The following is a 23995-nucleotide window of genomic DNA, read 5'->3' as shown; positions in this document are numbered from 1 at the left end:
CGGTGGAGGATGCTGCGGAGGCGGAGCTGCGGAGACGACGCAGGACGTCGTGATCGACGCGCCCGTCGCGCAGCTGCGCGAGCAGGAGATGCAGCAGCAGGCCCAGGCCACCGCTGCCGCACCCGAGCGACGCGAGGTCAAGCCGGCAGCGGCGACGAGCGTGCATCTCGAGCCCGGCGCCGCCGTCGCGAGCGCGACGCCGGCCGCGCAGGCCGGCCCCGCGCACGTCACGGAGCCGACGCGCTACGACGCCGTGCTGCTGTCGGGCTTCGGCGGCCCCGAGGGGCAGGACGACGTCATCCCGTTCCTGCGCAACGTCACGCGCGGCCGAGGCATCCCCGACGAGCGCCTCGAGGAGGTCTCGCACCACTACCGCCACTTCGGCGGCGTGAGCCCGATCAACGACCAGAACCGCGCGCTGCTCGACGCGCTGCGCGCGGCCTTCGCGGCCGCGGGTCTCGACCTGCCGATCTACTGGGGCAACCGCAACTGGGCGCCGTACCTCGACGAGGCGCTGCAGCAGGCCGCCGCCGATGGCGTGCGCACCATGCTGGCGATCCCGACGAGCGCGTACTCGTCGTACTCGTCGTGCCGTCAGTACCGCGAGGACTGGGCGGACGCGCTCGAGGCGACGGGCCTGCAGGGCACGATGCAGATCGACAAGACGCGCCAGTTCTTCGACCACCCCGGCTTCGTGCAGCCGTTCATCGAGGGCGTCGAGGCGGCGGTGGCGGAGGCGCGCGGCGCCGGCCACGCCGACGACGCCATCGAGGTGCTCTTCGCGACCCACTCCATCCCCACGGCCGACGCCGAGCGCTCGGGTGCGCCCGACCTGTTCTCGTGGGGTGCCGGTGGCGGCTACGAGGGCCAGCACCTCGCCGTCGCGGAGCACGTCATGCAGCAGACCGCGCCCGAGGTGGCGTGGCAGCTCGTGTACCAGTCGCGCTCCGGCCCGCCGTCGCAGCCGTGGCTCGAGCCCGACATCAACGACGCCATCGAGGCGCTCGAGGGTCGCACGGCCGTGATCATCGTGCCGCTCGGCTTCGTGAGCGACCACATGGAGGTCATGTGGGATCTCGACGAGGAGGCGCTCGAGACCGCCGAGGAGCACGGCCTGTGGGCGCGGCGCACGCCGACGCCGGGCACGCATCCCGCGTACGTGTCGGCGCTCGTCGACCTCGTGCAGGAGCGCATCGAGGGTCGCCCCGTCGACGAGCGCGGCTCGGTGACGAGCATCGGCCCGTGGTTCGACGTGTGCCGCCCGGGCTGCTGCGAGAACCCGCGCCTCGGCTTCAAGCCCGCCATCGCGGGCCTGCAGCCGTGAGCGTGCTGCGGGTCGGCACGCGCGGCTCGGCGCTCGCGCTCGCGCAGACGACGGCGCTCGCCGCGCGCTTCGCCGGCGAGGTCGAGATCGTCGAGATCACGACGCAGGGCGACGTCGACCGTGCGCCGCTCGCGCAGATCGGCGGCACGGGCGTCTTCACGTCGGCGCTGCGCGAGGCGCTGCTCGCCGACGAGGTCGACGTCATCGTGCACTCGATGAAGGACCTGCCGACGGCACCGCATCCGGGCATCGCGCTCGCGGCGGTCGCAAGGCGCGAGGATGCGCGCGACGCGCTGTGCGCCCGCGACGGCCTGGGCTTCGACGACCTGCCCGAGGGCGCGAAGGTCGGCACGGGATCCCCGCGCCGAGCCGCGCAGCTGCGGCGCGTGCGCCCCGACCTCGACGTCGTCGACATCCGCGGCAACGTCGAGACGCGCCTCGCCCGCGCGCAGGGGCCGGACGCCGACCTCGACGCCGTCGTGCTGGCGCTCGCGGGCCTCACGCGCCTGGGTCGCCAGGACGCCGTCACCGAGGTGCTGAGCCTCGGGCGCTTCCCCACCGCCCCCGCGCAGGGGGCGCTCGCCGTCGAGACGCGCGAGGACGACGCCGCCTCGATCCGCGCCGTCACGAAGGCCGACCATGTCGTCACGCGTGCGTGCGCCGACGCCGAGCGCCTCGTGCTCGCGGGCCTCGAGGCCGGGTGCTCGGCGCCGATCGCCGCGAGCGCCGAGGTCGACGACGGCATGCTCTTCCTCACCGCGACGGTCTACGCGATCGACGGCTCGCGCCACCTCACGGCGAGCCACGCGTACACGCTCGACGGCCAGGGCGCGGCCGAGCTCGCCGCGGCCGCGATGGACGTCGCCGGCCGCGCGGTGCGCGAGCTCGTCGACGCCGGCGCCATGGAGCTGGATCGGGCATGACGCGCGTGCTCATCCCCCGCGGGGGATCATGGGGAGAGCGGGTGTCGTCGCTCGTCGCCGACGCCGGGCTCGAGCCGCTCGTGCTGCCGCTCATCCAGATCGCGGCCGCCCAGGATCAGGATGCGCTGCGCGCCCAGCTCGACGACCTCGGCGCCGGTCGCTTCGACTGGCTCGTCGTGACGTCGCAGTCGACCGTGCGGTACCTGCCGCGCGTGCCCGCGGCCGTGTCCGTCGCCGCGGTCGGCAACGTGACGGCGGCTGCCCTGCGCGAGCGCGGCATCCCCGTCGCCTTCGTGCCGCGCACGCAGTCGGCGGCGGGGCTGGTCGACGAGTGGCCCATCCCGTCGGGCCGCGTGCTGTGGCCGCGATCGGAGGATGCGAAGCCCACGATCGAGACCGGCCTGCGCGCGAAGGGCATGGACGTCGTCGACGTCGTCGCATATCGCACGGTGTCGGTGCTCGACGCCGACGAGCACGAGCTCGACGACCTCGGCGTGCTCTCGGGCGACGACCAGGCGCTGACGGCGTTCGAGCCGCGCGAGACGCCCATCGACGCCGTGCTCGTGACGAGCGGCTCGGTCGCGAAGCAGGTGCTGCGCCTCGGCCTGCCCGAAGGCACGACGGTCGTGGCGATCGGCGAGCAGACCGCGGAGGACTGCCGCCGTGCCGGCCTGCACGTGTCCGCGATCGCGACGACGCCGACGCCCGAGGGCCTCGTCGCCGCGCTCGTCGCGGCGGCACCCGTGCGCAGCTGAGGCGCTGCCGAGAGGCGTCAGGATCGCGCGGGGCTCGCGTCGGCTACGTGCACTCCTCGTCGACGATCGCTCGTACGCGATCGAGGAAGCGCGCGACCGCATCCGCGGATGCGGGATCGAGGTCGGCGGCCGCCTCGACGATGCGGGCATCGAGCGTGGCAGCGAGCTGCGCGTCGCCGAGCTCGGTGGGCAGCACGGTCTTGCTGCGCGCATCCTGCGGCGAGGGCGTGAACGAGACGAGGCCCTCGAGCGCGAGGCGCTTGAGGACGGGGGTGATGCCCGAGCCGGTGAGGCCCGTCTGCCGCGCGATCTCGGTCGGCGTGATGAGCTCGTCGCGACCGGCTGCCTCGACGACGAGGCGCAGCACGTCGAGCGTCGTCTGGCTCGGGCCGCGGTCGTCCTGCGAACGGCGCCGTGCGAGCTGCGCCTCGGCCATGCGCAGGTCCTCGATGGCGCGCACGGCGCGTGCAGCGCCTGCGTCGACGGGCGTCGGGGTCGTCGCAGTCGCGGCCTGCGGCCGCTCGGTCTGCTCCACGCTCACCCCCTACCATCCGTCGGGCGTCTCAGTCCACACCCAACCGTCGTTCCTGTCGTACGCTAGTTTGCTAGATGAACTAACGATGTGCTCGTCTAACGATCAAGCACAGCGTATCCGATCGACCAGCGAGGACGGGAGCCACGACATGGGCACCATGCACTACGGCAACGACGATGCCGGCATCCAGATCGACGACGACGTCCTCGCGCACGTCGCGGCAGTCGTGGTCGCCAAGCTGCGTCGCCGCGAGCCGTTCCTGCTCACGACGCTGTCGGCCGGTGGTCGCGAGTCCGTCTGGATCCACGAGGCGAGCACGCTGCGCTGGGCCTACGAGTCCGGCGACGCGATCGCGCTCGACAAGGGTCGCCTCGAGGCGATGGTGCGGGACACGAACCGCCCGTCGGGCCTGACGGTCGAGTGCCTCGGCCGGCCGCTCGCCGCGGTCGAGCCGCTCGAGGTGGCGGCATGAGACGCCGGTCGGCGCCAGCCAGCAGCCCGTGGAGCGCCGTCGGCGCGACCGTGCTCTACCCGCTGACGCTCGCACAGGCCGATGCCGACGCCGAGGCGTCGTCGTGACGGCCATCGCGCTGCACGGTCCGCTGCGCACGGCGTCTGCGCACCTGGCGACCGACGTCGATCTCATCCAGGGCTCGACGCGACGGCTGCTGCTCGCGCTGCTCGAGCTCGACGAGGCGGACCTGGCGGCTCCCGCCTCGAGCGGCCTCGGCACCAAGCGCCACGTGCTCGCCCGCCTCGTGCGGCAGAGCGACCGCGCGACGGCGGCGCTCGAGCTGCGCACGGCGCCGATCCCCGACGACGCGCTCCTGCGCGCACCGCTGCCGGCCGTCGTCGATGCGGTCACGTCCTCGCTCGGCGCCACGCTCGCGGCGCTGACGACCATGGCACCCGGCTCGCCGATGCACGCTGCGATCGGCATCGCCACCGAGCACCTCGCATGGCTCGAGCTCACGCACGTCGACCTCGCCGACGACTACGCCGTCACGCACATCCCGAACCCGGCGCTCGACGCCGTCGCGGCGCATCTCCACGACGAGCCGAACAGCCCGTTCGCGCCGCTCGTCGCCGCCTGACGCGCCAGACGCCTCGATGGCGTCGCTCAGCCGTGGCCGCGCGCGACCGTGATCGCGACGACGACGGCGGCGGCGCCCATGAGCACGGCGAGGATGATGGGCCGCTGCACGCTAGCCCGCAGGGCGCGGCGATGCCCGCGCTCGGCGGCCGCGTCGCTCTGCTCGTCCCCATCCGCGCGAGGCTGATGCCTGCCGATGCCCCGGAGCCCGTCTGCGAGGGTGTTGCGCTCGGGCGCATCGTCGCCGTGCGCGGTCGTGTCGATGCCGTCGGTGTCGAGGGGGTGCCTCTGCATGGTGTTCCTTCGTCGTGGTCCACGCTCCTCGCATCCGACCGTCGCCGCGACGGGTGGACGCGGCGCGAGGGATGTGCAGCCGCCCCGCGCGGCAGGCCAGGGCGCATCGAAGCCGCACGAGCGCGAGCCGTGGAGTGCAGGGGGCACCTCAGGGTGCCGTGGCGTGCAGATTCGACGGGGCGTGCACCGTCAGCTCGCCGCGCGCTCGTCGACCGGCGGCATCGCGAGGCCCGCGAGCCTCGTGAGCCGGTCGAGCGCATCCTGCGCGGTGCGCACCGATGCGACGTCGCCGCTGCGATAGGCGATCTCGAGCGCCGTCGTCCAGCCGCGCAGCGAGTCGATGACGCCGCGCCGATAGGCCGTGAGTCCGATGGTCGTGTGCATGGTCCACCTCCGTTCGAGGCGGAGCAGCCCAGCTCGGTGCGGAGGTCCGCCCGTGGGCTCCACGCTAGGCGGTCCGCGTTTCCGCGGCGTTGCGGTCGTGAGAACCCTGGGCGTCGAAGCGAGGGTCAGCGGCGCAGCACGTCGGGCACCTGCGCGCCGAGGCGCAGGCCCTCGCGGTCGATCCAGTAGCGGCGCTCGAGCCGGAGGCCCGCGACCGACTGCACCGAGCGCACGCCCGGCATCGAGCCGAGGTCGTCGCGCACGAACGCTGCGAGCGCCGCCGGCCCCTCGAAGACGCCGGCGAGGCTGACGGGCGCCGACCCCGTGACCGTCGACAGCAGGCGCACGCTCGGATGCGCCGCGAGCGCGTCGAGGGTGCCGCGGAGGTCGCGGGGGCGCACGTCGATCGTGACGATGCCGTTGAGCGGGTAGCCCATGAGGTCGGGCTGCATCTCGACGCGCGGCGAGACGGCGCCGGAGTGGATGAGCAGGCGGATGGCGCGCGCGGCGGTCGACGCCGAGACGCCGAGCGTGCGGCCCACCTCCGCGGCGGTCACGCGACCGTTGGCGCCGAGCAGCCGCATGGTCTCGAACTCGAGCTCCGACAGCTGATGCAGATCCTCGATCGGCGCCTCGGTCGCGACCGACGCGTGGGCCTCGAGCGCGGCGGTGCGCTCGGCGTCGAGCCTGCGGTAGCGCCACGACTGGCCGACCTTCGCGGGCTCGAGGATCATGCGGCTGTCGATCGCGCGGATGCCGGGGATCGACGGGATGGTGACGGCGAGCAGCTCCTCGTGGTCGGAGCCGAGCAGCGGGAACAGGTTGACGTAGAGGTCGGCGGCGCCCGAGGTGTGGATGACGAACTGCACGTCGGGGATGCGCAGCAGCTCGGCGAGCACGGCGCGCGACTGCCCGGGCGCCGACGTGATCCACAGCTCGAACGGGTTGCTCGAGGTGATGAGCTCCCACGCGAAGCGGCCGACGACGTGCAGCAGCCGCTCGTCCTGCATGCGCGTGAGGCGCCGCGAGGCGGTGCTCGTGGGGATGCCGAGGATCTCGGCGAGCGCCGCGGTGGGCACGCGGGGCGCGATGTGCAGGGCCGCGACGATGTCGAGGTCGGTCTCGTCGAGGAGGGGCCGACTCGCACGGGGAGCGGGGCGATGCACGGCCTCAATCTACCGACGTGGGGCTGGACGCGTGGGCGTGACGGATTCACCCGTTACAAGACTGAAACGTGACGGATATGCCCATCTCACTTGCGCATGGTTGCGTATCTTCCTACAGTGGCCTGCATCGGTGACGCAGGTGTCACCGATCACGCCGAGAGGGATCGCATGGACCAGCAGCAGCCGTGGCAGTGGACCGAGGACGTATGGCGCGGTCACGTGGAGCACGTGCGCGCCGGACGCCGCCTCGTGCACGACGACCCCTCCCTGCGATGGCCGACCGGCGCCCGCGTCGCCGTGCTGCTGTCGTTCGACTCCGACCATGAGACGCCAGCGCTGCGTGACGGCGAGACCTCGCCCGGCCGGATGGCGCAGGGCGAGTTCGGCGCGCGCTTCGCGGTGCCGCGCATCCTCGACCTGCTCGCCCGTCACGAGGCGCCGTCGTCGTTCTACATGCCCGCCGTCTGCGCGCTGCTGCGTCCCGACGAGGCGCCCGGCTACGTCGCCGCCGGGCACGAGGTCGCCGTGCACGGCTGGATCCACGAGCGCAACACGGCGCTCGGCCACGACGACGAGCTCGAGCTCGTCAGCCGCGCCCTCGACGTGCTCGAGCAGCAGACCGGTCGGCGGCCCACCGGCATCCGCACGCCGTCCTGGGACTTCTCGGGATCGACGCTCGCCGTCATCCGCGAGCTCGGCTTCGCCTACGACTCCTCGCTCATGGCCGACGCCGAGCCCTACGAGCTGCTCGAGCGCGGCGAGCGCACCGGCGTCGTCGAGATCCCCGTCGAGTGGATCCGCGACGACGCCCCGTACCTCATGATGGATCGCTTCGGCGGCCTCCGCCCCCACATGCCGCCGCGCGACCTGCTGCAGATCTGGATCGACGAGTTCGACGCTGCCCGCGAGGAGGGCGGTGTCTTCCAGCTCACGATGCACCCGCACATCATCGGCCACCGGTCGCGCCTGCGGATCCTCGACGACCTCCTCGCCCACATCCGCTCGTTCGACGACGTCTGGATCGGCACGCACGCCGATCTGGCGACCCACGTCCGCACCCTCCTCTGACTCCCCCACCCTCGAGAGAGATACGCACATGACCACCACCGCACCCGAGACCGTCCACCGGACGAAGCTCAGCAGGAAGGGCAAGAAGGCGATCGTCGCCGGCTCGATCGGCAACGCCGTCGAGTTCGTCGACTGGGCCGTCTACTCGACGTTCTCGTCGATCTTCGCCCACCACTTCTTCCCCGCTGGCAACGACATCGCCGCGCTGCTGTCGACGCTCGCGATCTTCGCCGTCGGCTTCATCATGCGACCCATCGGCGCCGCCATCATGGGCTCGTACGCCGACCGCTTCGGCCGCAAGAAGGGCCTGCTCTTCACGATCACGCTCATGGCGGTCGCGACGCTGGTCATCGGCCTCGCACCCACCTACGAGCAGGTCGGCATCGTCGCGCCGCTGCTGCTCGTGCTCGCCCGCCTCGCGCAGGGCTTCGCCGCCGGTGGCGAGTTCGGCTCGGCATCCGCGTTCCTCGTCGAGTCCGCGGCGCCCGAGCGCCGCGGCTTCGCCGGCTCGTGGCAGCAGGTGTCGGTCGCGGCCGGCGTGCTCATCGCGTCGGCGCTCGGATTCACGATCACGACGGCGCTGCCGCCCGAGGCCGTCGACAGCTGGGGCTGGCGCGCCGCGTTCATCTTCGCCGCGTCGCTCGGCTTCGTCGGCCTGTGGCTGCGCCGCGGCATCGAGGAGACCGAGTCGTTCGCGACCGGCAAGCAGCGCGTCGCCGCCGAGGCGACGCCCAAGCAGCGCAACGCCTTCGTGCGCATGGTGCGCGAGCACCCCCGCGCCTCCCTGCGCGTCTTCGGCATCACGATCGCCGGCACGCTGCTGTACTACATGTGGGTCAACTTCATGCCCACGTACGCGGCCGTGACGACGGGCATCCCGCTGAACCAGGCGCTGCTCGCCAACGTCATCGCGATGATCATCTTCATCTGCCTGCTGCCGTTCGGCGGCCTGCTCTCCGACAAGATCGGCCGCAAGCCCACGATGGCGGCCTTCGCCGGCGGCTTCCTCATCTTCGCGTGGCCCGCCTTCCAGCTCATCGGCGGCGGCTTCTGGGCGCTGCTCGCGGTCGAGATCATCGGCAACGTGCTGCTCGTCGGCTACTCGGCCAACTGCGCCGTCATCATGGCCGAGCAGTTCCCGCCCGAGGTGCGCGCCACCGGCATCGGCCTGCCCTACGCGCTCGCCGTCGCCTGCTTCGGCGGCACCGCGCCGTACATCACGACGTGGATGAACACGAACGGGCTGGGCGGCTGGGTGTGGCTGTACGCATCCATCGCCGCCGCGATCGGGCTCGTCGTCTACCTGACGATGCCCGAGACGAAGGGCAAGGAGCTCGACTGATGCGCCACGTGCTCGTGACCGGCGCCGGCTCGGGCATCGGCAGGGAGGTCGCCCTCGCGTTCGCGCGCGGGGGCGACGCCCTGACGATCGCCGACCTGCACGCCGAGCCGCTCGCCGAGGCCGCGACGCTCGCCCTGGAGGCGGGTGCGGCGTCGTGCGCGACGACGACGGTCGACCTGCGCGGCCCCGACGCGCACGAGACGCTCATGGCGGCAGCGTGGGCGACCGCGCCCGTCGACGTGCTCGTGTCGAGCGCCGGCGTCTACCCGGCGACGCCATTCCTCGAGCTCGACGCCGCGACGTGGGACCTCGTGCTCGACGTCAACACCCGGGCCCCCGTGCTGCTGACGGTCGCGCTCGCGCGCCGGGCCATCGCGGCCGGCCGCGGTGCGAGCGTCGTGAGCATCTCGTCGGGCGCCGCCCTGCGGGCGCGCCCCGGTGCCGCGCCGTACTCGACGTCGAAGGCGGCGCTCGAGGCGGCCACGCGCGCATCCGCCCTCGAGCTCGGACGGCACGGCATCCGCGTCAACGCCGTCGCCCCCGGCTTCGTCACCGTCGACTCGACCGTGAACCCCGTGACCGAGGAGTACGCGAACGCCGTCGGCGACACGCCCCTGGGCCGCCGCGGCACCCCCGCCGACATCGCCCGCGCCGTCGTCTGGATCGCCGGCGACGAGGCGGAGTGGATCACCGGGGAGGTGCTGCGCGTCGACGGCGGATCGTCGACGGGTGCCTGGCACCTCCCGCAGCACTGGACCGCCACCACCAAGGAAGAGCAGGCATGACCTCGCAGTACACGATCGTCGGCGCAGGAGCGATCGGCGGCACCCTCGCCGTGCACCTGCACCTCGCAGGTGCCGACGTGCACCTCGTCGACGCCGACCCCGAGCACGTCGCCGCCATCGCCGAGCACGGGTTGCGCATCGAGCACCCGGCCGGCGAGCTCACGGCACGACTGCCGATCTCGACGCCCGACGAGGCACCCGCCGACCTCGGCGCCGTGCTGCTCGCCGTCAAGGCGCAGGCGACCGATGGCGTCGCGGCCTGGATCGCGCCTCGCCTCGCCGCCGATGGCTGGGTCGCGTCGATGCAGAACGGCCTCAACGAGGCGACGATCGCGCGCCACGTCGGCGTCGACCGCACCGTCGCCGCGTTCGTCGACCTGTTCGCCGACGTCATGGCGCCCGGCGTCGTGAAGGACGGCGGCATCGGCGACATCGCGCTCGGCGAGCACGCCGGCGGCGCGAGCGATCGCGTGCGCACCCTCGCGCACGACCTGCGCCACTGGGGCGAGCCCATCGTGTCCGAGAACGTGCCCGGCTTCCTCTGGTCGAAGCTCGGCTTCGGCGCGATGCTCGTCGCATCCGCCCTCGCCGACGACGACATGGGCGACCTCATCGACCGCCACCGCGTCGGCATGCACGCGCTCGTGCGCGAGGTGCTCACGGTCGCGACCGCCGAGGGCATCGCGCTCGAGGGCTTCGACGCCTTCGCGCCGAACGACTACCTCGGCGACGCGGCCACGGCCGACGCCGCGACCGACGGCCTCGTCGCGTGGCTCGGCAGGCAGACGAAGAAGCGCTCGGGCATCTGGCGCGACATCGCCGTGCGCGGCCGCCGCACCGAGGTGCCGACGCAGTACGGCCCCGTGCTCGAGGCCGCCGCACGCCACGGCATCCCCACGCCGCTCGTGCGATGGATGGTGGATGCGATCGTCGCGCTCGAGACCCACGAGACCGCGATGGACGAGGCGCACCTGGCCGAGCTCGACCGGCTGGCGACCGCATGAGCGCGCTCGTGCAGGCGGCGGAGGCCGCCAGGGAGGCGCTCGTCGCCGACGTGACGGCCTACGCGGAGCAGGAGACCCCCTCCGACGACCTCGCCGCCCTCGCAGCCGGGCTCGCCTGGGTGCGAGCGTACGTCGAGCGGCACCTCGGCGCCCCTGCCGCGGAGCGCACCGTCGCAGGCGGCACGCAGGGCGACATCGCGGTGCTCGACTGGCCGGCCGCGAACGGCGGCACGGGATCCATCGCCATCCTCTGCCACTACGACACCGTCTGGCCGCTCGGCACCCTCGCCGACTGGCCCGTGACGATCGACGGCGACCGGCTCACGGGTCCCGGCGTCTTCGACATGAAGGCCGGTCTCGTGCAGGCCACGCACGCCATCGCGATCGCCCGTGCCGAGGGGCTGCCGCTGCCGGCCATCCGCCTCGTGCTCAACGGCGACGAGGAGATCGGCTCGCTCGCATCGCGTCCCGTCATCGAGGAGGCCGTCGCCGGTCGCGACGCCGTGCTCGTGTTCGAGGCGAGCGCCGAGGGCGCCCTGAAGACGGCGCGCAAGGGCGTCGGCATCTTCTCGGTCACGACGCGCGGCATCGAGGGCCACGCGGGCCTCGACCCCGAGCGCGGCGTGAGCGCCATCGACGAGATGGCCCGTGCGGTGCTGACCCTGCACGCCTCCGCGGACCTCTCGGCGGGCACGAGCGTCAACGTCGGCACGATCACCGGCGGCTCGCGCTCGAACGTGACGGCGGGCCGCGCGCACGCGCTCGTCGACGTGCGCGTGGCCGACGCCGCCGAGATGGATCGCATCGACGCCGCCCTCGCCGCCATGCGGCCGCACCGCGACGGCGCCGGCCTCGAGGTCGACGGCGGCTGGAACCGACCCGTCATGCCGCGCAGCGAGGTCACGGCAGCGCTGTTCGCGACCGCGCGCGCGGTGTCGGTCGAGCAGGGCTGGACCGTCGAGGAGATCTCGGTGGGCGGCGCGAGCGACGGCAACTTCGCCGCAGCGCTGGGCCTGCCGGTGCTCGACGGCCTCGGGGCCGTCGGCGATGGCGCGCATGCACGCCACGAGTGGATCTCGATCGACGGCATGGTGCAGCGCACCGCGCTCGCGGCGGGCCTCATCGCGCGCCTCGGCGGCGGAGCCGCGGCATGACCTCCGTCGTCGACGGCATGCGCCTGCGCGGCCTCGAGCTGCGCAATCGCATCTGGATCGCGCCCATGTGCCAGTACTCCGTCGACGCGTACGACGGCGTGCCCACCGACTGGCATCGCGTGCACTACGGCGCCCTCGCCGCGGGTGGCACGGGCCTGCTCGTCGTCGAGGCGACGGCGATCGAGCCCGACGGACGCATCACGCGCCAGGACACCGGCATCTGGAGCGACGCGCAGGTGGAGGCGTGGCGCCCCATCGTCGACTTCGCGCACGCCCAGGGCGCCGCGATCGGCGTGCAGCTGAACCATGCGGGCGCGAAGGCCAGCACGTACGCGGGCTTCGGCCGCGACGGGTCGGCACGCGGCTCGGTGCCGGTGGATGCCGGCGGCTGGCAGACGGTGTCGGCCTCCAACGTGCAGATCCTCGGGCTCGCGCAGCCGCGTGCGGCGTCGACGGCCGAGCTGGAGGAGATCGCGGATGCGTTCGTCGCCGCCGCGCACCGCGCGGTCGCGGCGGGATTCGACGTCGTCGAGGTGCACGCCGCGCACGGCTACCTGCTGCACCAGCTGCTCTCGCCCATCACGAATCGGCGCGCCGACCGCTTCGGCGGCGACCTCGCCGGCCGGGCCGCGCTGCTGCTCGACGTCGTGCGCCGCATCCGCGACGCGCTGCCCGAGCTGCCGATCGTCGTGCGCCTCTCGGCGACGGACTGGACCGACGGCGGCGTCACGCCCGACGACGCCGCGCAGGTCGCGACGTGGGCGATCGCCGCGGGCGCCGATGCCGTCGACGCGTCGTCGGGAGGGCTCGTGCTCGCCGACATCCCCGTCGGCCCCGGCTACCAGGTGCACCTCGCGGAGCGCATCGCCGCCGAGGGCGTCGTGACCTCGGCCGTGGGGCTCGTCGAGACCGCGGCGCAGGCGGACGCGATCGTCGCGTCGGGCGTCGCGGCCGTGCGCATCGGCCGCGCGGCGCTGCGCGACGCGTCGACGCCGATCCGCTGGGCGCGCGAGCTCGGCGCCGACGTCGACTGGGTGCCGCCCCAGCGGCTGCGCGCCTACTGACTCGAGGCGGTCGCCGCATCCACCCGGTCAGGGGATGCGGCGACCGCCTCGATCGCGCGCAGCGCTGGTCAGTCGGGCAGGACCGAGGTGGCGTCGGCGACGACCGAGCCGTCGGCGAGCACGAGGTCGTAGCGCACGATGCTCTCCGGGCCGCCCTCCCCCGACGGCTCGTCGTCGGACGTCAGCGCAGCGCCCGGCCACCAGGCGACGTAGCGACCGTCAGCCACCGTCGCCTCCGTGGTGATGCCGTCGGCGTGGAGCCGCACCGCGACGACTCCCTGTCCCACGGAACCGGACGTCATCGAGACGTCGCCGCCATCGACGGCGAACTGGGCGATGCCACCCTCTGCGAAGGCACCCGCCGGGGCCTGGAGCGCAGGTCCGGACTGTCCGGACTCGGCGCTGCGCACCGCGGTCGCCGACGAGGAACCCGGCGGCAGCTCGACGATGCAGGACGTCTGCCGCTCGGGCTCGGCCTGCCACAGCACGACCCCCACGACGTCGCCGCGCCGCTCGGCGAGCAGCACCGACGCATCGCGCATGGCAGGCGACCAGGGCCAAGGCGAGGCGGAGGCACGGCACGCGTCGGCAGCGACCTGGAGGTCTGCGCTCGAGACGGCGCTCGGATCCGCCGTCCACGACGCGACGGCGGGCTGCGCGGGGCTCAGCGCGCTCGGCAGCAGCACGCCTCCTGCTGCCAGGAGCGCGCCGGCAGCGGCGACGCCCGCGACGCGCCAGACGACGCGCCGTCGAGCTGCGCTCGTCGTCGACGACTCGTCGTGCACGATGCGCTCGACGAGCGAGGCGCCGCGTGCTCGCCTGCGGGCGTCGGGCTGCCCCTCGGCGACGTCGAGGGAACGGAGCTGGGAATCGAGCGTCATGATGCCTCCTGGGCGATGCGGGATGCAGTGTGTGCGGCTGCCGACGACCGCTCGTCGAGCGCGACTCGCAATGCATCGCGCGCCCTCGACAGTCGGACGCGGTAGGTACCGGGCAGGATGCCCAGCGCCTTGGCAGCATGGGACGCGTCGAGCTGCTCGAACACCGCGAGGCCGAGCGCCTCCTGCTGCTGCGCCGAGAGCGTCGACCACGCCGCCTCGAGGTCGGCCCGGAGGTCGACGGCGGAGTGATCGTCGCGGTGCACGAGCTCGGCGTGGCTCGCGACGCGCACCTCGAGGGCCGCCCGCCTCGCGCGGCCTCGACGCTCGTTGAGCAGCGTCTTGCGCACGATGCCGAAGACCCATGCGCGCCGCGCGTCGAGCGTGGCCGGTGCGCGATCGAAGCGTCGCCATGCGATGGTCATCGCCGTGGCCACCGCCTCGTCGGCATCGGTCGGATCCGCCCTGCGCATGGCGAACCGCACCGCGTCGTTGTAGACGTCGCGGAACAGCCCTCTGTACTCGTCGGCGCGAGTCGCGTCGTGTCCCATGCCCATGACGTGTCCAGCATGACGGCGCGCGTTACATCGTCGCCATCTGCTGCATCGGGGAGGCACGTGCTGCTGGCCCGTCGTGTGCGCAGCGCTCGGCGACGCAGCGGGATCGCGGAGCCGGCGCTGCGTGCGGGAGGATGGACCCGTGACCACTCCCTCCGTCCTGTTCGTCTGCGTGCACAACGCCGGCCGCTCGCAGATGGCTGCTGGATTCGTGCGCGCGCTCGCCGGAGACCGCATCGAGGTGCGCTCGGCCGGCTCGATGCCCGCCGAGCAGATCAACCCCGTCGCCGTCGCGGCGATGGCCGAGGTCGGCATCGACATCACGGCCGAGCAGCCGAAGGTGCTCACGACCGAGGTCGTGCAGGCGTCGGACGCCGTCATCACGATGGGCTGCGGCGACGCGTGCCCGTTCTTCCCCGGCAAGCGCTACGAGGACTGGGTGCTCGACGACCCTGCCGGCCAGGGCATCGAGGCCGTGCGGCCCATCCGCGACGACATCCGCGCCCGCGTCGAGGCGCTGATCGCGGAGCTCGCGCCGACGCGCTGATCCGTGCGTCGACGCCGTGCGCACGGGTCGACCGGACGGCCGCGCGCAGCAGCGCCGGTTCGTGCGCACGTCGCACGACACCCTCAGCTGCCTCGCGCATCTCGCGCAGCGGAGTCTCGGCCGCGCCATCGCTCGCAACGCATCGTGTTTCCGTCGTGTAAAGGTTTCATCACTTTGTGAAACTTCTGAAGGAAACGCTTGACCAGCATCCGGTGCGCGGCGTTCACTGACTCTCCAACGGCCCTCGGCACCAGCACTCCGCCGAGCGTCGCCGCATCCCCCGGCACCAGGAGAGACATCATGCAGCGCTCACGCCTCGCGCTCGTGGGGGCCATCGCGGCCTCCGCGCTCGCCATCACCGCCTGCTCGGGAGGTGGCGGCGACACCGACGCCGCCGCATCCGAGAACGCCATCAGCTACGGCACCACCGACCCGCAGCTGCTCATCCCCGGCCGCCAGTCGGTCGCGTTCGACTTCAACATGGCCGTCTGGTCGCCGCTGACGTTCCTCAACAACGACGGCTCGCTCGACTACGTCGCCGCCGAGTCGGTCGAGACCGACGACGCCACGACGTACACGATCACGCTCCGCGACGGATGGACCTTCCACGACGGCACCCCCGTGACCGCGCAGTCGTACGTCGACTCGTGGAACGCCGTCGCGTACGGCCCCAACGCCATGGAGAACTCCGGCCAGCTCGCGAACATCGTCGGCTACGCCGACCTCAACCCCGCCGAGGGCGAGCCCACCACGACCGAGATGTCGGGCCTCACGGTCGTCGACGACACCACCTTCACCGTGGAGCTCTCGGGCCCCGACGGGCAGTTCCCGCTGCAGGTCTCGCAGGCGATGACGGCGTTCTACCCGATGCCCGAGACCGCCATGGACGACCTCGACGCCTACAACGTGCACCCGATCGGCAACGGTCCGTTCGAGATCGTCGACGACTACGTCGAGAACGAGACGATCGTCGTCACCGCGTACGAGGACTTCGCCGGCGACGAGCCGACGATCGACCAGATCTCGTTCGTGCCCTACACCGACGAGGCCACGGCGTACACCGACGTGCTCGCCGGCAACCTCGACGTCAACGGCGTGCCCGCCAACCGCCTCACGCAGGCGGAGGGCGACTTCGGCGACCGCCTGTACTCGTTCGAGGCGCCCGGCATCTCGTTCCTCGGCCTGCCGCTGTGGGACGAGCGCTACCAGGACGTGCGCGTGCGCCAGGCGATCTCGATGGCCATCGACCGCGAGACCATCATCGACGTCGTCTACGGCGGCACCTACGAGCCGGCCACGGCGTGGACGCCCACGATCGAGCCCGGCACGCCCGAGGGCATCTGCGGCGAGTACTGCGAGTACGACCCCGAGGCCGCTGCGGCGCTGCTCGAGGAGGCCGGCGGCTTCGAGGGCACGATGGAGATCTACTTCCCCGGCGGCGGCGGGCTCGACCCGCTGTACGAGGCGATCGCCAACCAGCTGCGTCAGAACCTCGGCATCGAGGCGACGATCGACCCCTCGGCCGACTGGGCGGAGTTCCTCGCCACTCGCACCGCGGGCGACATCGACTCGCCGTACTTCAGCCGCTGGGGCGCGCTGTACCCGAGCCAGCAGGCGACGCTGCGCGTGTTCTTCATCCAGGGCGGCGGATGCGACAACTGCATCCCGTTCTACTCGGACGAGGTCGCAGCAGCCATGGCGACGGCCGACGCCGACCCGTCGGGCGACGGCACCGCGTACGCGGACGTGCAGGAGCTCATCCAGGCCGAGTTCCCCGCCGTGCCGCTCTTCAACGAGACGTACTCGTACGTCACGAGCGAGCGCATCGCCGAGCTCGTCACCTCGCCCGTCGGCAACCCGACCCTGCGGGAGATCGTGCTCGCCGACTGATCGACGAGCAGCCCCACCGGCGGGGCGACCCCACGAGGGTCGCCCCGCCGGCACCCCGCCCGGCGGATGCACCACCCGTCGAGCGCCGCAGCAGCAGGAGAGACCCTCGTGACCGACACCGTCACCCCCAGCCCCGAGCAGCCCGTGCCCGGCACCCTCGCCGACGCCATCGCGCGGGCACAGCGCGTGCCCGAGACCCACGACTTCCCCACGGTCGACGCCCTGCTCGCCGACTTCGCCGAGCTCGCCGCGACGCATCCGCACCTCGTGCGCGAGCAGCGCATCGGCACCTCGCGCCTCGGCGAGCCCATCCACTCGTACGCGATCGGCTCGGGCGCACGCGACGTCGTGCTCGTCGGCGGCGTGCACCCCAACGAGCCCATCGGGTTCCGCACTCTGCAGCACCTGGCCCGCGAGCTCGTCGCCGACGACGACCTCCGCGCCGCCCACGACGCCACCTGGCACCTCGTGCCCTGCATCGACCCCGACGGCACGCGTCTCAACGAGGGCTGGTTCGCCGCCCCGAGCGACCGGGTCGCCTACTCGCGCCGCTTCTACCGCCCCGCTCCCGACGAGCAGGTGGAGTGGTCGTTCCCCTTCGCGCACAAGGACGCCTGGTTCGACCGGGTCATGCCCGAGACGCAGGCCCTCATGCGCCTCATCGACCAGACGACGCCCGAGCTCATGGTCGGCCTGCACAACGCCGAGCTCGGCGGCGTCTACTACTACGTCACGCGCGACCTCGACGGGATCGTGGATGCGCTGCACGCCATCCCGGCAGCGCTCGACCTGCCCCTCGACGCCGGCGAGCCCGAGTCGCCCGACCTCGAGCCGCTCGCGCAGGCCGTGTACCGCTCGCCGCTGTCGAGCGAGCACTACGACTACCTCGAGTCGCTCGGCCTCGACCCGTCGACCGAGGTGGGCGGCGGCGGATCCGCCGACTACATCGCTCGCCACGGCACGTTCGGCCTCGTCGCCGAGCTCCCGTACTGGTCGCACGCCGACTCCACCGACACCTCGGGGTCCGGTCGGCGCTACCGCGACGTCATCGCCGAGAAGGCGGCTGCGCTCACCGAGCTCGGCGCCGTGCTGCAGGCGGCGCTCGACGCCGCCGAGCCCGACCTGCCCGTCGCCACGCCCTTCCTGCGCGCATCCCGCGCGTTCGTGCCCGCCATGGGGCACATCGGCACGTCGGAGGCTGCGCGCCTCGACCGGATCGATCCCGAGCGGGAGGCGACCGTCGCGGAGGTCTTCTCGAACGCCGACATGGTGCGCATGTTCCAGCTGCGCTTCGGCGGCATCCTGCTGCGCGCGATCGACGCCGAGGTGCAGGCCGGCACGGCGCCCGTGGGCCTGCGCCGCGTGCGCGAGCGGCTCGGCGCGCAGTACGACGCATGGTGCGCGGCGGCGGATGCCGTCGAGGGGCTGACGCCGCTGCCGATCGCGAACCTCGTCGGCGTGCAGGTGGCGTCGACGCTCGCCGCGTCGTCGCTGCTGCTCGACGCATCGCGAGCGCAGGCACCGTCCGACGACGTCGCCGCCCTCGCCTCCGGGGTCACGGCATGACCGGCACCGCCCGCGCGATCGGCTCGCGCCTGCTCGAGCTCGCCATCGTCTTCGTCGGCGTGACGTTCATCATCTACGCCATGGTGTTCTCGCTGCCCGGCGACCCCATCGCGGCGCTCGGCGGCGACCGCCCGCTGCCCGACAACGTCGTGGCGCAGATCCGTGCGCAGTACCACCTCGACGACCCGCTGTGGCTGCAGTACCTGCGCTACCTCGGCAACCTCTTCACGGGCGACCTCGGCACGACCTTCCAGGGCGCATCGGTCGCGGCCCGCATGGAGGCGCGCTGGCCCGTCACCATCACCCTCGCGCTCACGGCGTGGGCGATCGAGGTCGTCGTGGGCGTGCTGCTCGGCCTCGTCGCCGGCCTGCGCAAGGGCTCGATGCTCGACCGCACCGTGCTGGTCGGCACCATCCTCGCCACGTCGATCCCCGTCTTCGTCGTCGGCTCCGCCGCGCAGCTCATCTTCGGGCTCCGGCTGGGATGGTTCCCCATCGCCGGCACGGGCGACGGCTGGCCGACGTCGTACATCCTCCCAGCCATCGTCATCGCGCTCTTCGGCCTCGCCGCGACCGCACGACTGACGCGCGGCTCGGTCATCGACACGATGCAGTCGGACTTCGTGCGCACGCTCGTCGCGAAGGGGCTGCGCCAGCGCGACATCGTGGGCGTGCACGTGCTGCGCAACTCCGTCGCCCCCGTGCTGACGTTCCTCGCGATCGACCTGGGCTTCCTGCTCGGCGGCACCGTCGTGATCGAGGCCATCTTCAACCTGCCGGGCATCGGCCAGATGCTGTTCGAGGGCATCCGCACGCATGAGGGACCGACGGTCGTGGGCGTCTCGACGGCGCTCATCCTGATCTTCCTCGTGACGAGCGTCGTCGTCGACCTCATCAACTCCGCACTCGACCCGAGGATCCGCGCATGACCGGCGCCGTCGCCCCCGTCGACCTCCCCACCACCACGATGGGCCAGCGCGGCGTGTGGGCGAGCCTGCGCAAGCGTCCCGTGTTCTGGATCTGCTCGGCGGTGCTCGCGCTGCTCGTGGTCGTCGCGCTCGTGCCGCAGCTCTTCGCGGGCCTGTTCGGCCAGCCCGATCCGCGCGCATGCCAGCTCGGCGACTCGTCGCAGCCGCCGTCGGCGACGCACGTGTTCGGCACCGACCTGCAGGGCTGCGACATCTACGCGAACGTCATCTACGGCACGAGCACCTCGATCTTCATCGGCGTGCTCACGACCGTGCTGTGCCTCGCGATCGCGATCGTGCTCGGCACGATCGCCGGCTACGTCGGCGGCGTGCTCGACCGGCTCATCTCGCGCCTCACCGACGTGTTCCTCGGCTTCCCGTTCCTGCTCGGCGCCATCGTCGTGCTGAACTCGGTCGGCGGCCGCTCGCCCGTCATGGTCGCCCTCGTGCTCGCGTTCTTCTCGTGGCCGACGATGGCGCGCCTCGTGCGCGGCGCCGTGCGCGGCGTCAAGGGCACCGAGTACGTGCAGGCCGCGCAGGCGATGGGCATCCCCGACTCCCGCATCCTGGCTCGTCATGTCGTGCCGAACTCCATCGGCCCCGTCATGGCGATCGCGGCGACGATGGTCGGCTCCGTCATCGTGGCCGAGTCGACGCTGACCTTCCTCGGCGTCGGCTTGCAGTCGCCGTCGATCTCGTGGGGCCTGCAGCTGTCGAACGCGCAGTCCTACTTCTCCTCCGCTCCCCACATGCTGCTCTTCCCGAGCCTCTTCCTCTCCGTCACGGTGCTCGCCCTCATCACCCTGGGCGACATCCTCCGCGACACCCTCGACCCGAAGGGACGACGATGACCTCCACCGAGGACATGACCACCACCGCCACGCTCGACCAGGCCGTCGAGTCGACCGCCGACCACACGCCGACGGGCGCGGCCAAGGCCGCAGCGATGCGGGATGCGCTCGCCTACGTGGAGCGCTGGGTCGCGTTCCAGGGCGAGCTGCTGGGCACGCCCGGCATCCAGGTGGCCGTGCGCCACAAGGGCGAGCTGCTGCTGGACCTCGCGTGGGGCGTCGCCGACGTCGAGACGCAGGCGCCGCTCACGACCGACCACCTCTTCCGCATCGCGTCGCACTCGAAGACGTTCACGGCCACGGCGGCGCTGCAGCTCGTCGAGGCCGGCGAGCTGCGCCTCGACGACACGGTCGAGCAGTGGGTGCCGGCGCTCGCCGGCTCGGGCGTCGCGACCGTGACGGTGCGCGAGCTGCTCGGTCACCAGGGCGGCGTCATCCGCGATGGCTCCGACGCGAACTACTGGCAGCGCGGCGGCGGCGTCTTCCCCGACCGCGACGCCATCATCGCCATGGCGAAGGCCGAGGGCGTCGTCTACGCCACGAACGAGCACTTCAAGTACTCGAACATCGGCTACTCGCTGCTGGGCCTCGTGCTCGAGGGCGCGTCGGGCATGTCGTACGCCGAGCTCGTCGCCGAGCGCATCACCGGACCGCTCGGCACCACCGCCATGGGTCCCGAGTGGCTCGCCGAGCGCGACGGCGAGTTCGCAGCCGGCCACACGGGTCGCACGCGCGCGGGCGAGGCCCGGCACCGCATCCGCCACGTCGACACCGCCGCCATGGCGCCGGCGACCGGCTGGTTCGCGACCGCCGCCGACCTCACCGTCTACGGCTCGGCGCACGCCTTCGGCAACGAGACGCTCGTCACCGATGCGTCGAAGCGTCTGCTGCAGCGCCCCGAGTCGCCCGTGACGCACGCGGGCGTCACGCGCCACTACGGCCTCGGCTTCGACGTCGAGACCATCGGCTCGCGCGCCGTCGTCGGCCACTCGGGCGGCTACCCCGGCCACATCACGCGCACGTGGATCGATCCGAAGGACGACCTCGTCGTCTCGGCGCTCACCAACGCCATCGACGGCCCCGCCGGCACGATCGCGGGCGGCGTGCTCGCGATCATCGACCTGGCGCTCGCGCTCGCCGAGGAGGTGGAGGCGGATGCGTCGGTCGCGGTGCCCGCGTCGATCGCCGCCGAGCTCGAAGGCCGCTTCGCCAACCTGTGGAGCGTCGAGGACGTCGTGTCGCTGGGCGGTCGCCTCGTGATCCTCGCGCCGAAGGCGCCCGAGCCCGCCGGCTTCGTCGTGCGCCTGCGCGTCACCGACACCGCCGACTCGCTCGCGACCGACGACGTCGCCGGCTTCTGGGCGACGGGCGAGCCCGCCGTGTTCGGCCGCGACGCCGACGGCGCCGTCGAGACGCTCACCACCAGCGGCATGACGAGCTGGCGCATCGACGCGTGGCGCGCCGCGCTCGAGTCGGGCGACCTCGCGGGCGCGCTGCCTAGGGTGTCGCTGTGACCGACGACGCAGCCGCCACCGCATCCGCACCCTCCCCCGCCGAGGGCGAGGCCGCGGCCGCGCTCGAGCAGCGCGACCTCATGCCGACGGAGCTCGACGAGGCGACGCGCGCGTTCATCGAGGACTTCGCCTACGCATGGGGCACGGCGGGCAACCCGCGCATGGACGGCCGAGTGCTGGGACTGCTGCTCGTCGTCGACGCGCCGTACCTGTCGTCGGCGCGCATCGCCGACCTGCTGCGCGCCTCCGCCGGCGCCGTGTCGATGTCGACGCGGTCGCTCATGAACGTGGGCTTCCTCAAGCCCGTGTCCATCCCGGGCGACCGCAGCCACTACTTCCGGGCCGAGGACGACGTGTGGGGCGGGTTCCTCGCCGGCGAGCGGGAGTACCTGCGCCGCATCGAGACGGCCATCGCCTACGGGCTCGACATCGTGCCCGAGGGCGCGACCGGGCCCCGCACGCGTCTCGAGAACGCCGAGCGCTACATGTCGTGGCTCGCCGGGTATCACGCGAAGATGCTCGCCGATTGGCAGCGCTTCCGCGACGAGGTCGACGCCGAGGCGTCCGAGGAGGGTCGGGGATGAGCGAGCCGCTGCTGCAGGTCGACGACCTGAAGGTCGAGTTCCGGGTCGGCGCCGACGTCGTGCCCGCCGTGCGCGGGGCGTCGTTCACGCTGCACCGGGGCGAGGTGCTCGCGCTCGTCGGCGAGTCGGGCTCGGGCAAGAGCGTCTCGGCGCTGTCGCTCGTGGGGCTGCTGCCCGACACCGCATCGGTCTCGGGGTCCGCACGGCTCGACGGCGACGAGCTCATCGGGATGCCCGAGTCGCGGATGCGCCACGTGCGCGGCGACCGCATCGCCGTCGTCTTCCAGGACCCGACGAACGCGCTCGATCCCGTCTTCACGATCGGCTTCCAGATCGGCGAGATGCTGCGCAGGCACCGCCCGTCGATGTCGAAGGCCGAGCGGCAGGAGCGCACGCTCGAGCTGCTCCGCATGGTCGAGCTGCCCGATCCCGAGCAGCGCATCCGCTCGTACCCGCACCAGCTCTCCGGCGGGCAGGCGCAGCGCGTCATGATCGCGATGGCGCTGTCGTGCGACCCCGAGCTGCTCATCGCCGACGAGCCCACGACGGCGCTCGACGTGACGGTGCAGCGCGAGGTGCTCGACGTCATGCGTCGCCTGCAGCAGCGCACGGGCACGTCGATCCTGCTCATCACGCACGACATGGGCGTCGTCGCCGACATGGCCGACCGCGTCGTCGTGCTGCGCCGCGGACTCGTGGAGGAGACGGCCGAGGTGCAGGCGCTGTTCGACGCGCCGCAGGCCGCGTACACGCAGGAGCTGCTCGCCGCGGTGCCGCAGCTCGGCTCGCCCGAGCGCCCGGTGCCCGAGGCGTCGGAGCCCGTGCTGCGCGTGCAGGACCTCGTGGTCGAGTACAAGGTGCGCCGCGGCGTCGTGCGCGCCGTCGACGGCGTCTCGCTCGAGATCGGCGAGGGCGAGATGCTCGCGCTCGTCGGCGAGTCGGGCTCGGGCAAGTCGACGATCGGCAAGAGCATCCTCGGCCTCGCGCCCCTGACCGAGGGCTCGGTGACCATCGGCGGCCTCGACCTCGCGACCGCGTCGCGACGGCAGGTGCGGGAGGTGAAGCGGTCGATCGGCGTCGTGTTCCAGAACCCCACGGCCGCGTTGAACCCGCGCGCCACGATCGGCGACTCGATCGGCGAGCCGCTGCACGTGCACGAGCGGATGCGCGGCGCGGCCCTGTCGTCGCGCGTCGGCGAGCTGCTCGAGCGCGTCGAGCTGCCCGCATCCTGGGCAGCCCGCTATCCGCACGAGCTGTCGGGCGGCCAGCGCCAGCGCGTCGCGATCGCCCGCGCGCTCGCGCTCGAGCCGACGCTGCTGATCGCCGACGAGCCCACCTCGGCGCTGGACGTGTCGGTGCAGGCGACGGTGCTCGAGCTGCTGCGCGAGCTGCAGCGCGACCTGCGGTTCGCGTGCCTCTTCGTGAGCCACGACCTCGCCGTCGTCGACGCCCTGTGCGACCGCGTCGCCGTGCTGCACCGCGGCAGGGTCGTCGAGCTCGGCTCGCGGCGACGCGTGCTCATGGCTCCCGAGCACGAGTACACGCAGCGCCTGCTCGAGGCGGCGCCGCTGCCCGATCCGCGCGCGCAGCGGGCGCGGCGGGCGGCGTAGGGCGTTCCCGCACGAGGTGATGCTGAGCGGTCCTTCGTCTGCGATGTGCGGATGAGGATCCGCTCAGCATCGCTCGGCGCGATGCGACGCGGGCCGCTCGCGCCTCGCGAGATCCACAGGCTCGACACAGCCGCGTCGC

At 72.8% G+C, this 23995-nt stretch carries 25 protein-coding genes; 19 read left to right on the top strand and 6 right to left on the bottom strand.

Features of this window, described 5'->3' with window-relative positions:
• Positions 1-88 precede the first annotated feature (88 nt).
• Genes FS793_RS16435 through FS793_RS15540 form a run of 3 tightly spaced genes read left to right on the top strand, consistent with a single transcriptional unit; the run spans position 89 to position 3002 of the window.
• A complete protein-coding gene (locus FS793_RS16435; RefSeq protein ID WP_222123783.1) occupies positions 89-1324 on the top strand; it encodes a ferrochelatase in 1236 nt (411 codons plus the stop codon).
• Complete coding sequence (gene hemC / locus FS793_RS16430; protein WP_222123781.1) at positions 1321-2247, top strand: hydroxymethylbilane synthase; 927 nt, start codon at positions 1321-1323, stop codon at positions 2245-2247. Before FS793_RS16435 ends, hemC begins: the two co-directional genes overlap by 4 nt.
• Positions 2244-3002 carry a uroporphyrinogen-III synthase gene (locus FS793_RS15540; protein WP_144721980.1) on the top strand — a complete coding sequence of 253 codons (759 nt, stop codon included), beginning with the start codon at positions 2244-2246 and terminating at the stop codon, positions 3000-3002. The genes hemC and FS793_RS15540 overlap by 4 nt, the downstream gene beginning before the upstream one ends.
• A gap of 43 nt (positions 3003-3045) precedes the next feature.
• Here FS793_RS15540 and FS793_RS15535 read toward each other — a convergent pair whose 3' ends face one another.
• Positions 3046-3537, bottom strand: coding sequence for a MarR family winged helix-turn-helix transcriptional regulator (locus FS793_RS15535; RefSeq protein WP_144721978.1), 492 nt, complete (start codon positions 3535-3537; stop codon positions 3046-3048).
• Positions 3538-3685: 148 nt separating this feature from the next.
• Here FS793_RS15535 and FS793_RS15530 point away from each other — a divergent pair, with 148 nt between their 5' ends.
• Together FS793_RS15530 and FS793_RS15525 are read left to right on the top strand one after the other, a co-directional pair.
• On the top strand, positions 3686-4009 hold the full coding sequence (locus tag FS793_RS15530) for a DUF7882 family protein (protein ID WP_144721976.1): 324 nt from the start codon (positions 3686-3688) through the stop codon (positions 4007-4009).
• A gap of 103 nt (positions 4010-4112) precedes the next feature.
• Positions 4113-4631, top strand: coding sequence for a hypothetical protein (locus FS793_RS15525; RefSeq protein ID WP_144721974.1), 519 nt, complete (start codon positions 4113-4115; stop codon positions 4629-4631).
• Positions 4632-4657: 26 nt separating this feature from the next.
• Here FS793_RS15525 and FS793_RS15520 read toward each other — a convergent pair whose 3' ends face one another.
• The 3 genes from FS793_RS15520 to FS793_RS15510 form a co-directional block, all read right to left on the bottom strand.
• The gene (locus tag FS793_RS15520) at positions 4658-4924 is read right to left on the bottom strand and encodes a hypothetical protein (protein WP_144721972.1); all 267 of its coding nucleotides are present in this window, start codon (positions 4922-4924) and stop codon (positions 4658-4660) included.
• A 189-nt stretch (positions 4925-5113) separates the two neighbouring features.
• Positions 5114-5308, bottom strand: coding sequence for a hypothetical protein (locus FS793_RS15515; RefSeq protein WP_144721970.1), 195 nt, complete (start codon positions 5306-5308; stop codon positions 5114-5116).
• Positions 5309-5433: 125 nt separating this feature from the next.
• Positions 5434-6474, bottom strand: a complete 1041-nt coding sequence (locus FS793_RS15510; protein WP_144721968.1) for an Lrp/AsnC family transcriptional regulator — start codon at positions 6472-6474, stop codon at positions 5434-5436.
• 168 nt (positions 6475-6642) lie between these two features.
• Here FS793_RS15510 and FS793_RS15505 point away from each other — a divergent pair, with 168 nt between their 5' ends.
• Genes FS793_RS15505 through FS793_RS15485 form a run of 6 tightly spaced genes read left to right on the top strand, consistent with a single transcriptional unit; the run spans position 6643 to position 12891 of the window.
• Entirely contained in the window at positions 6643-7542 is a 900-nt protein-coding gene (locus FS793_RS15505; protein ID WP_144721966.1) for a polysaccharide deacetylase family protein, read from the top strand.
• A gap of 28 nt (positions 7543-7570) precedes the next feature.
• The gene (locus tag FS793_RS15500; protein WP_144721964.1) at positions 7571-8884 is read left to right on the top strand and encodes an MFS transporter; all 1314 of its coding nucleotides are present in this window, start codon (positions 7571-7573) and stop codon (positions 8882-8884) included.
• Positions 8884-9669: an SDR family NAD(P)-dependent oxidoreductase gene (locus FS793_RS15495; RefSeq protein WP_144721962.1), complete on the top strand. Its 786-nt coding sequence runs from the start codon at positions 8884-8886 to the stop codon at positions 9667-9669. Before FS793_RS15500 ends, FS793_RS15495 begins: the two co-directional genes overlap by 1 nt.
• On the top strand, positions 9666-10673 hold the full coding sequence (locus tag FS793_RS16425; protein ID WP_222123780.1) for a ketopantoate reductase family protein: 1008 nt from the start codon (positions 9666-9668) through the stop codon (positions 10671-10673). The genes FS793_RS15495 and FS793_RS16425 overlap by 4 nt, the downstream gene beginning before the upstream one ends.
• On the top strand, positions 10670-11827 hold the full coding sequence (locus FS793_RS16420; protein ID WP_222123779.1) for a M20 family metallopeptidase: 1158 nt from the start codon (positions 10670-10672) through the stop codon (positions 11825-11827). The genes FS793_RS16425 and FS793_RS16420 overlap by 4 nt, the downstream gene beginning before the upstream one ends.
• Positions 11824-12891 carry an oxidoreductase gene (locus FS793_RS15485; RefSeq protein WP_144721960.1) on the top strand — a complete coding sequence of 356 codons (1068 nt, stop codon included), beginning with the start codon at positions 11824-11826 and terminating at the stop codon, positions 12889-12891. The genes FS793_RS16420 and FS793_RS15485 overlap by 4 nt, the downstream gene beginning before the upstream one ends.
• A 68-nt stretch (positions 12892-12959) precedes the next feature.
• Here FS793_RS15485 and FS793_RS15480 read toward each other — a convergent pair whose 3' ends face one another.
• Both FS793_RS15480 and FS793_RS15475 read right to left on the bottom strand, forming a co-directional pair.
• A complete protein-coding gene (locus tag FS793_RS15480; protein WP_144721958.1) occupies positions 12960-13772 on the bottom strand; it encodes a hypothetical protein in 813 nt (270 codons plus the stop codon).
• Positions 13769-14326 (bottom strand): RNA polymerase sigma factor, encoded by a 558-nt coding sequence (locus FS793_RS15475; protein ID WP_144721956.1) that lies wholly within the window; start codon positions 14324-14326, stop codon positions 13769-13771. Before FS793_RS15475 ends, FS793_RS15480 begins: the two co-directional genes overlap by 4 nt.
• 142 nt (positions 14327-14468) lie before the next feature.
• Here FS793_RS15475 and FS793_RS15470 point away from each other — a divergent pair, with 142 nt between their 5' ends.
• The 8 genes from FS793_RS15470 (at position 14469) to FS793_RS15435 (ending at position 23856) form a co-directional block, all read left to right on the top strand.
• Positions 14469-14873 (top strand): arsenate reductase ArsC, encoded by a 405-nt coding sequence (locus FS793_RS15470; RefSeq protein WP_144721954.1) that lies wholly within the window; start codon positions 14469-14471, stop codon positions 14871-14873.
• 300 nt (positions 14874-15173) lie between these two features.
• Positions 15174-16763, top strand: a complete 1590-nt coding sequence (locus tag FS793_RS15465; RefSeq protein ID WP_144721952.1) for a peptide ABC transporter substrate-binding protein — start codon at positions 15174-15176, stop codon at positions 16761-16763.
• Positions 16764-16871: 108 nt separating this feature from the next.
• Positions 16872-18329 carry a M14 family zinc carboxypeptidase gene (locus tag FS793_RS15460; protein ID WP_260980213.1) on the top strand — a complete coding sequence of 486 codons (1458 nt, stop codon included), beginning with the start codon at positions 16872-16874 and terminating at the stop codon, positions 18327-18329.
• Positions 18326-19258: an ABC transporter permease gene (locus FS793_RS15455; protein ID WP_144721948.1), complete on the top strand. Its 933-nt coding sequence runs from the start codon at positions 18326-18328 to the stop codon at positions 19256-19258. Before FS793_RS15460 ends, FS793_RS15455 begins: the two co-directional genes overlap by 4 nt.
• A complete protein-coding gene (locus FS793_RS15450; protein WP_144721946.1) occupies positions 19255-20148 on the top strand; it encodes an ABC transporter permease in 894 nt (297 codons plus the stop codon). Before FS793_RS15455 ends, FS793_RS15450 begins: the two co-directional genes overlap by 4 nt.
• The gene (locus FS793_RS15445; RefSeq protein WP_222123778.1) at positions 20145-21662 is read left to right on the top strand and encodes a serine hydrolase domain-containing protein; all 1518 of its coding nucleotides are present in this window, start codon (positions 20145-20147) and stop codon (positions 21660-21662) included. The genes FS793_RS15450 and FS793_RS15445 overlap by 4 nt, the downstream gene beginning before the upstream one ends.
• Positions 21659-22246, top strand: coding sequence for a GbsR/MarR family transcriptional regulator (locus FS793_RS15440; protein WP_144721944.1), 588 nt, complete (start codon positions 21659-21661; stop codon positions 22244-22246). The genes FS793_RS15445 and FS793_RS15440 overlap by 4 nt, the downstream gene beginning before the upstream one ends.
• Positions 22243-23856 carry an ABC transporter ATP-binding protein gene (locus FS793_RS15435; protein ID WP_144721942.1) on the top strand — a complete coding sequence of 538 codons (1614 nt, stop codon included), beginning with the start codon at positions 22243-22245 and terminating at the stop codon, positions 23854-23856. Before FS793_RS15440 ends, FS793_RS15435 begins: the two co-directional genes overlap by 4 nt.
• The last annotated feature ends 139 nt before the right edge of the window (positions 23857-23995 follow it).

It is taken from the genome of Agrococcus jejuensis (genome assembly GCF_007679035.1).
Taxonomy (GTDB): domain Bacteria; phylum Actinomycetota; class Actinomycetes; order Actinomycetales; family Microbacteriaceae; genus Agrococcus; species Agrococcus jejuensis_A.
The sequence above is the reverse complement of the archived record's forward strand: the minus strand, read 5'-3'. Positions and strand labels throughout refer to the sequence as shown.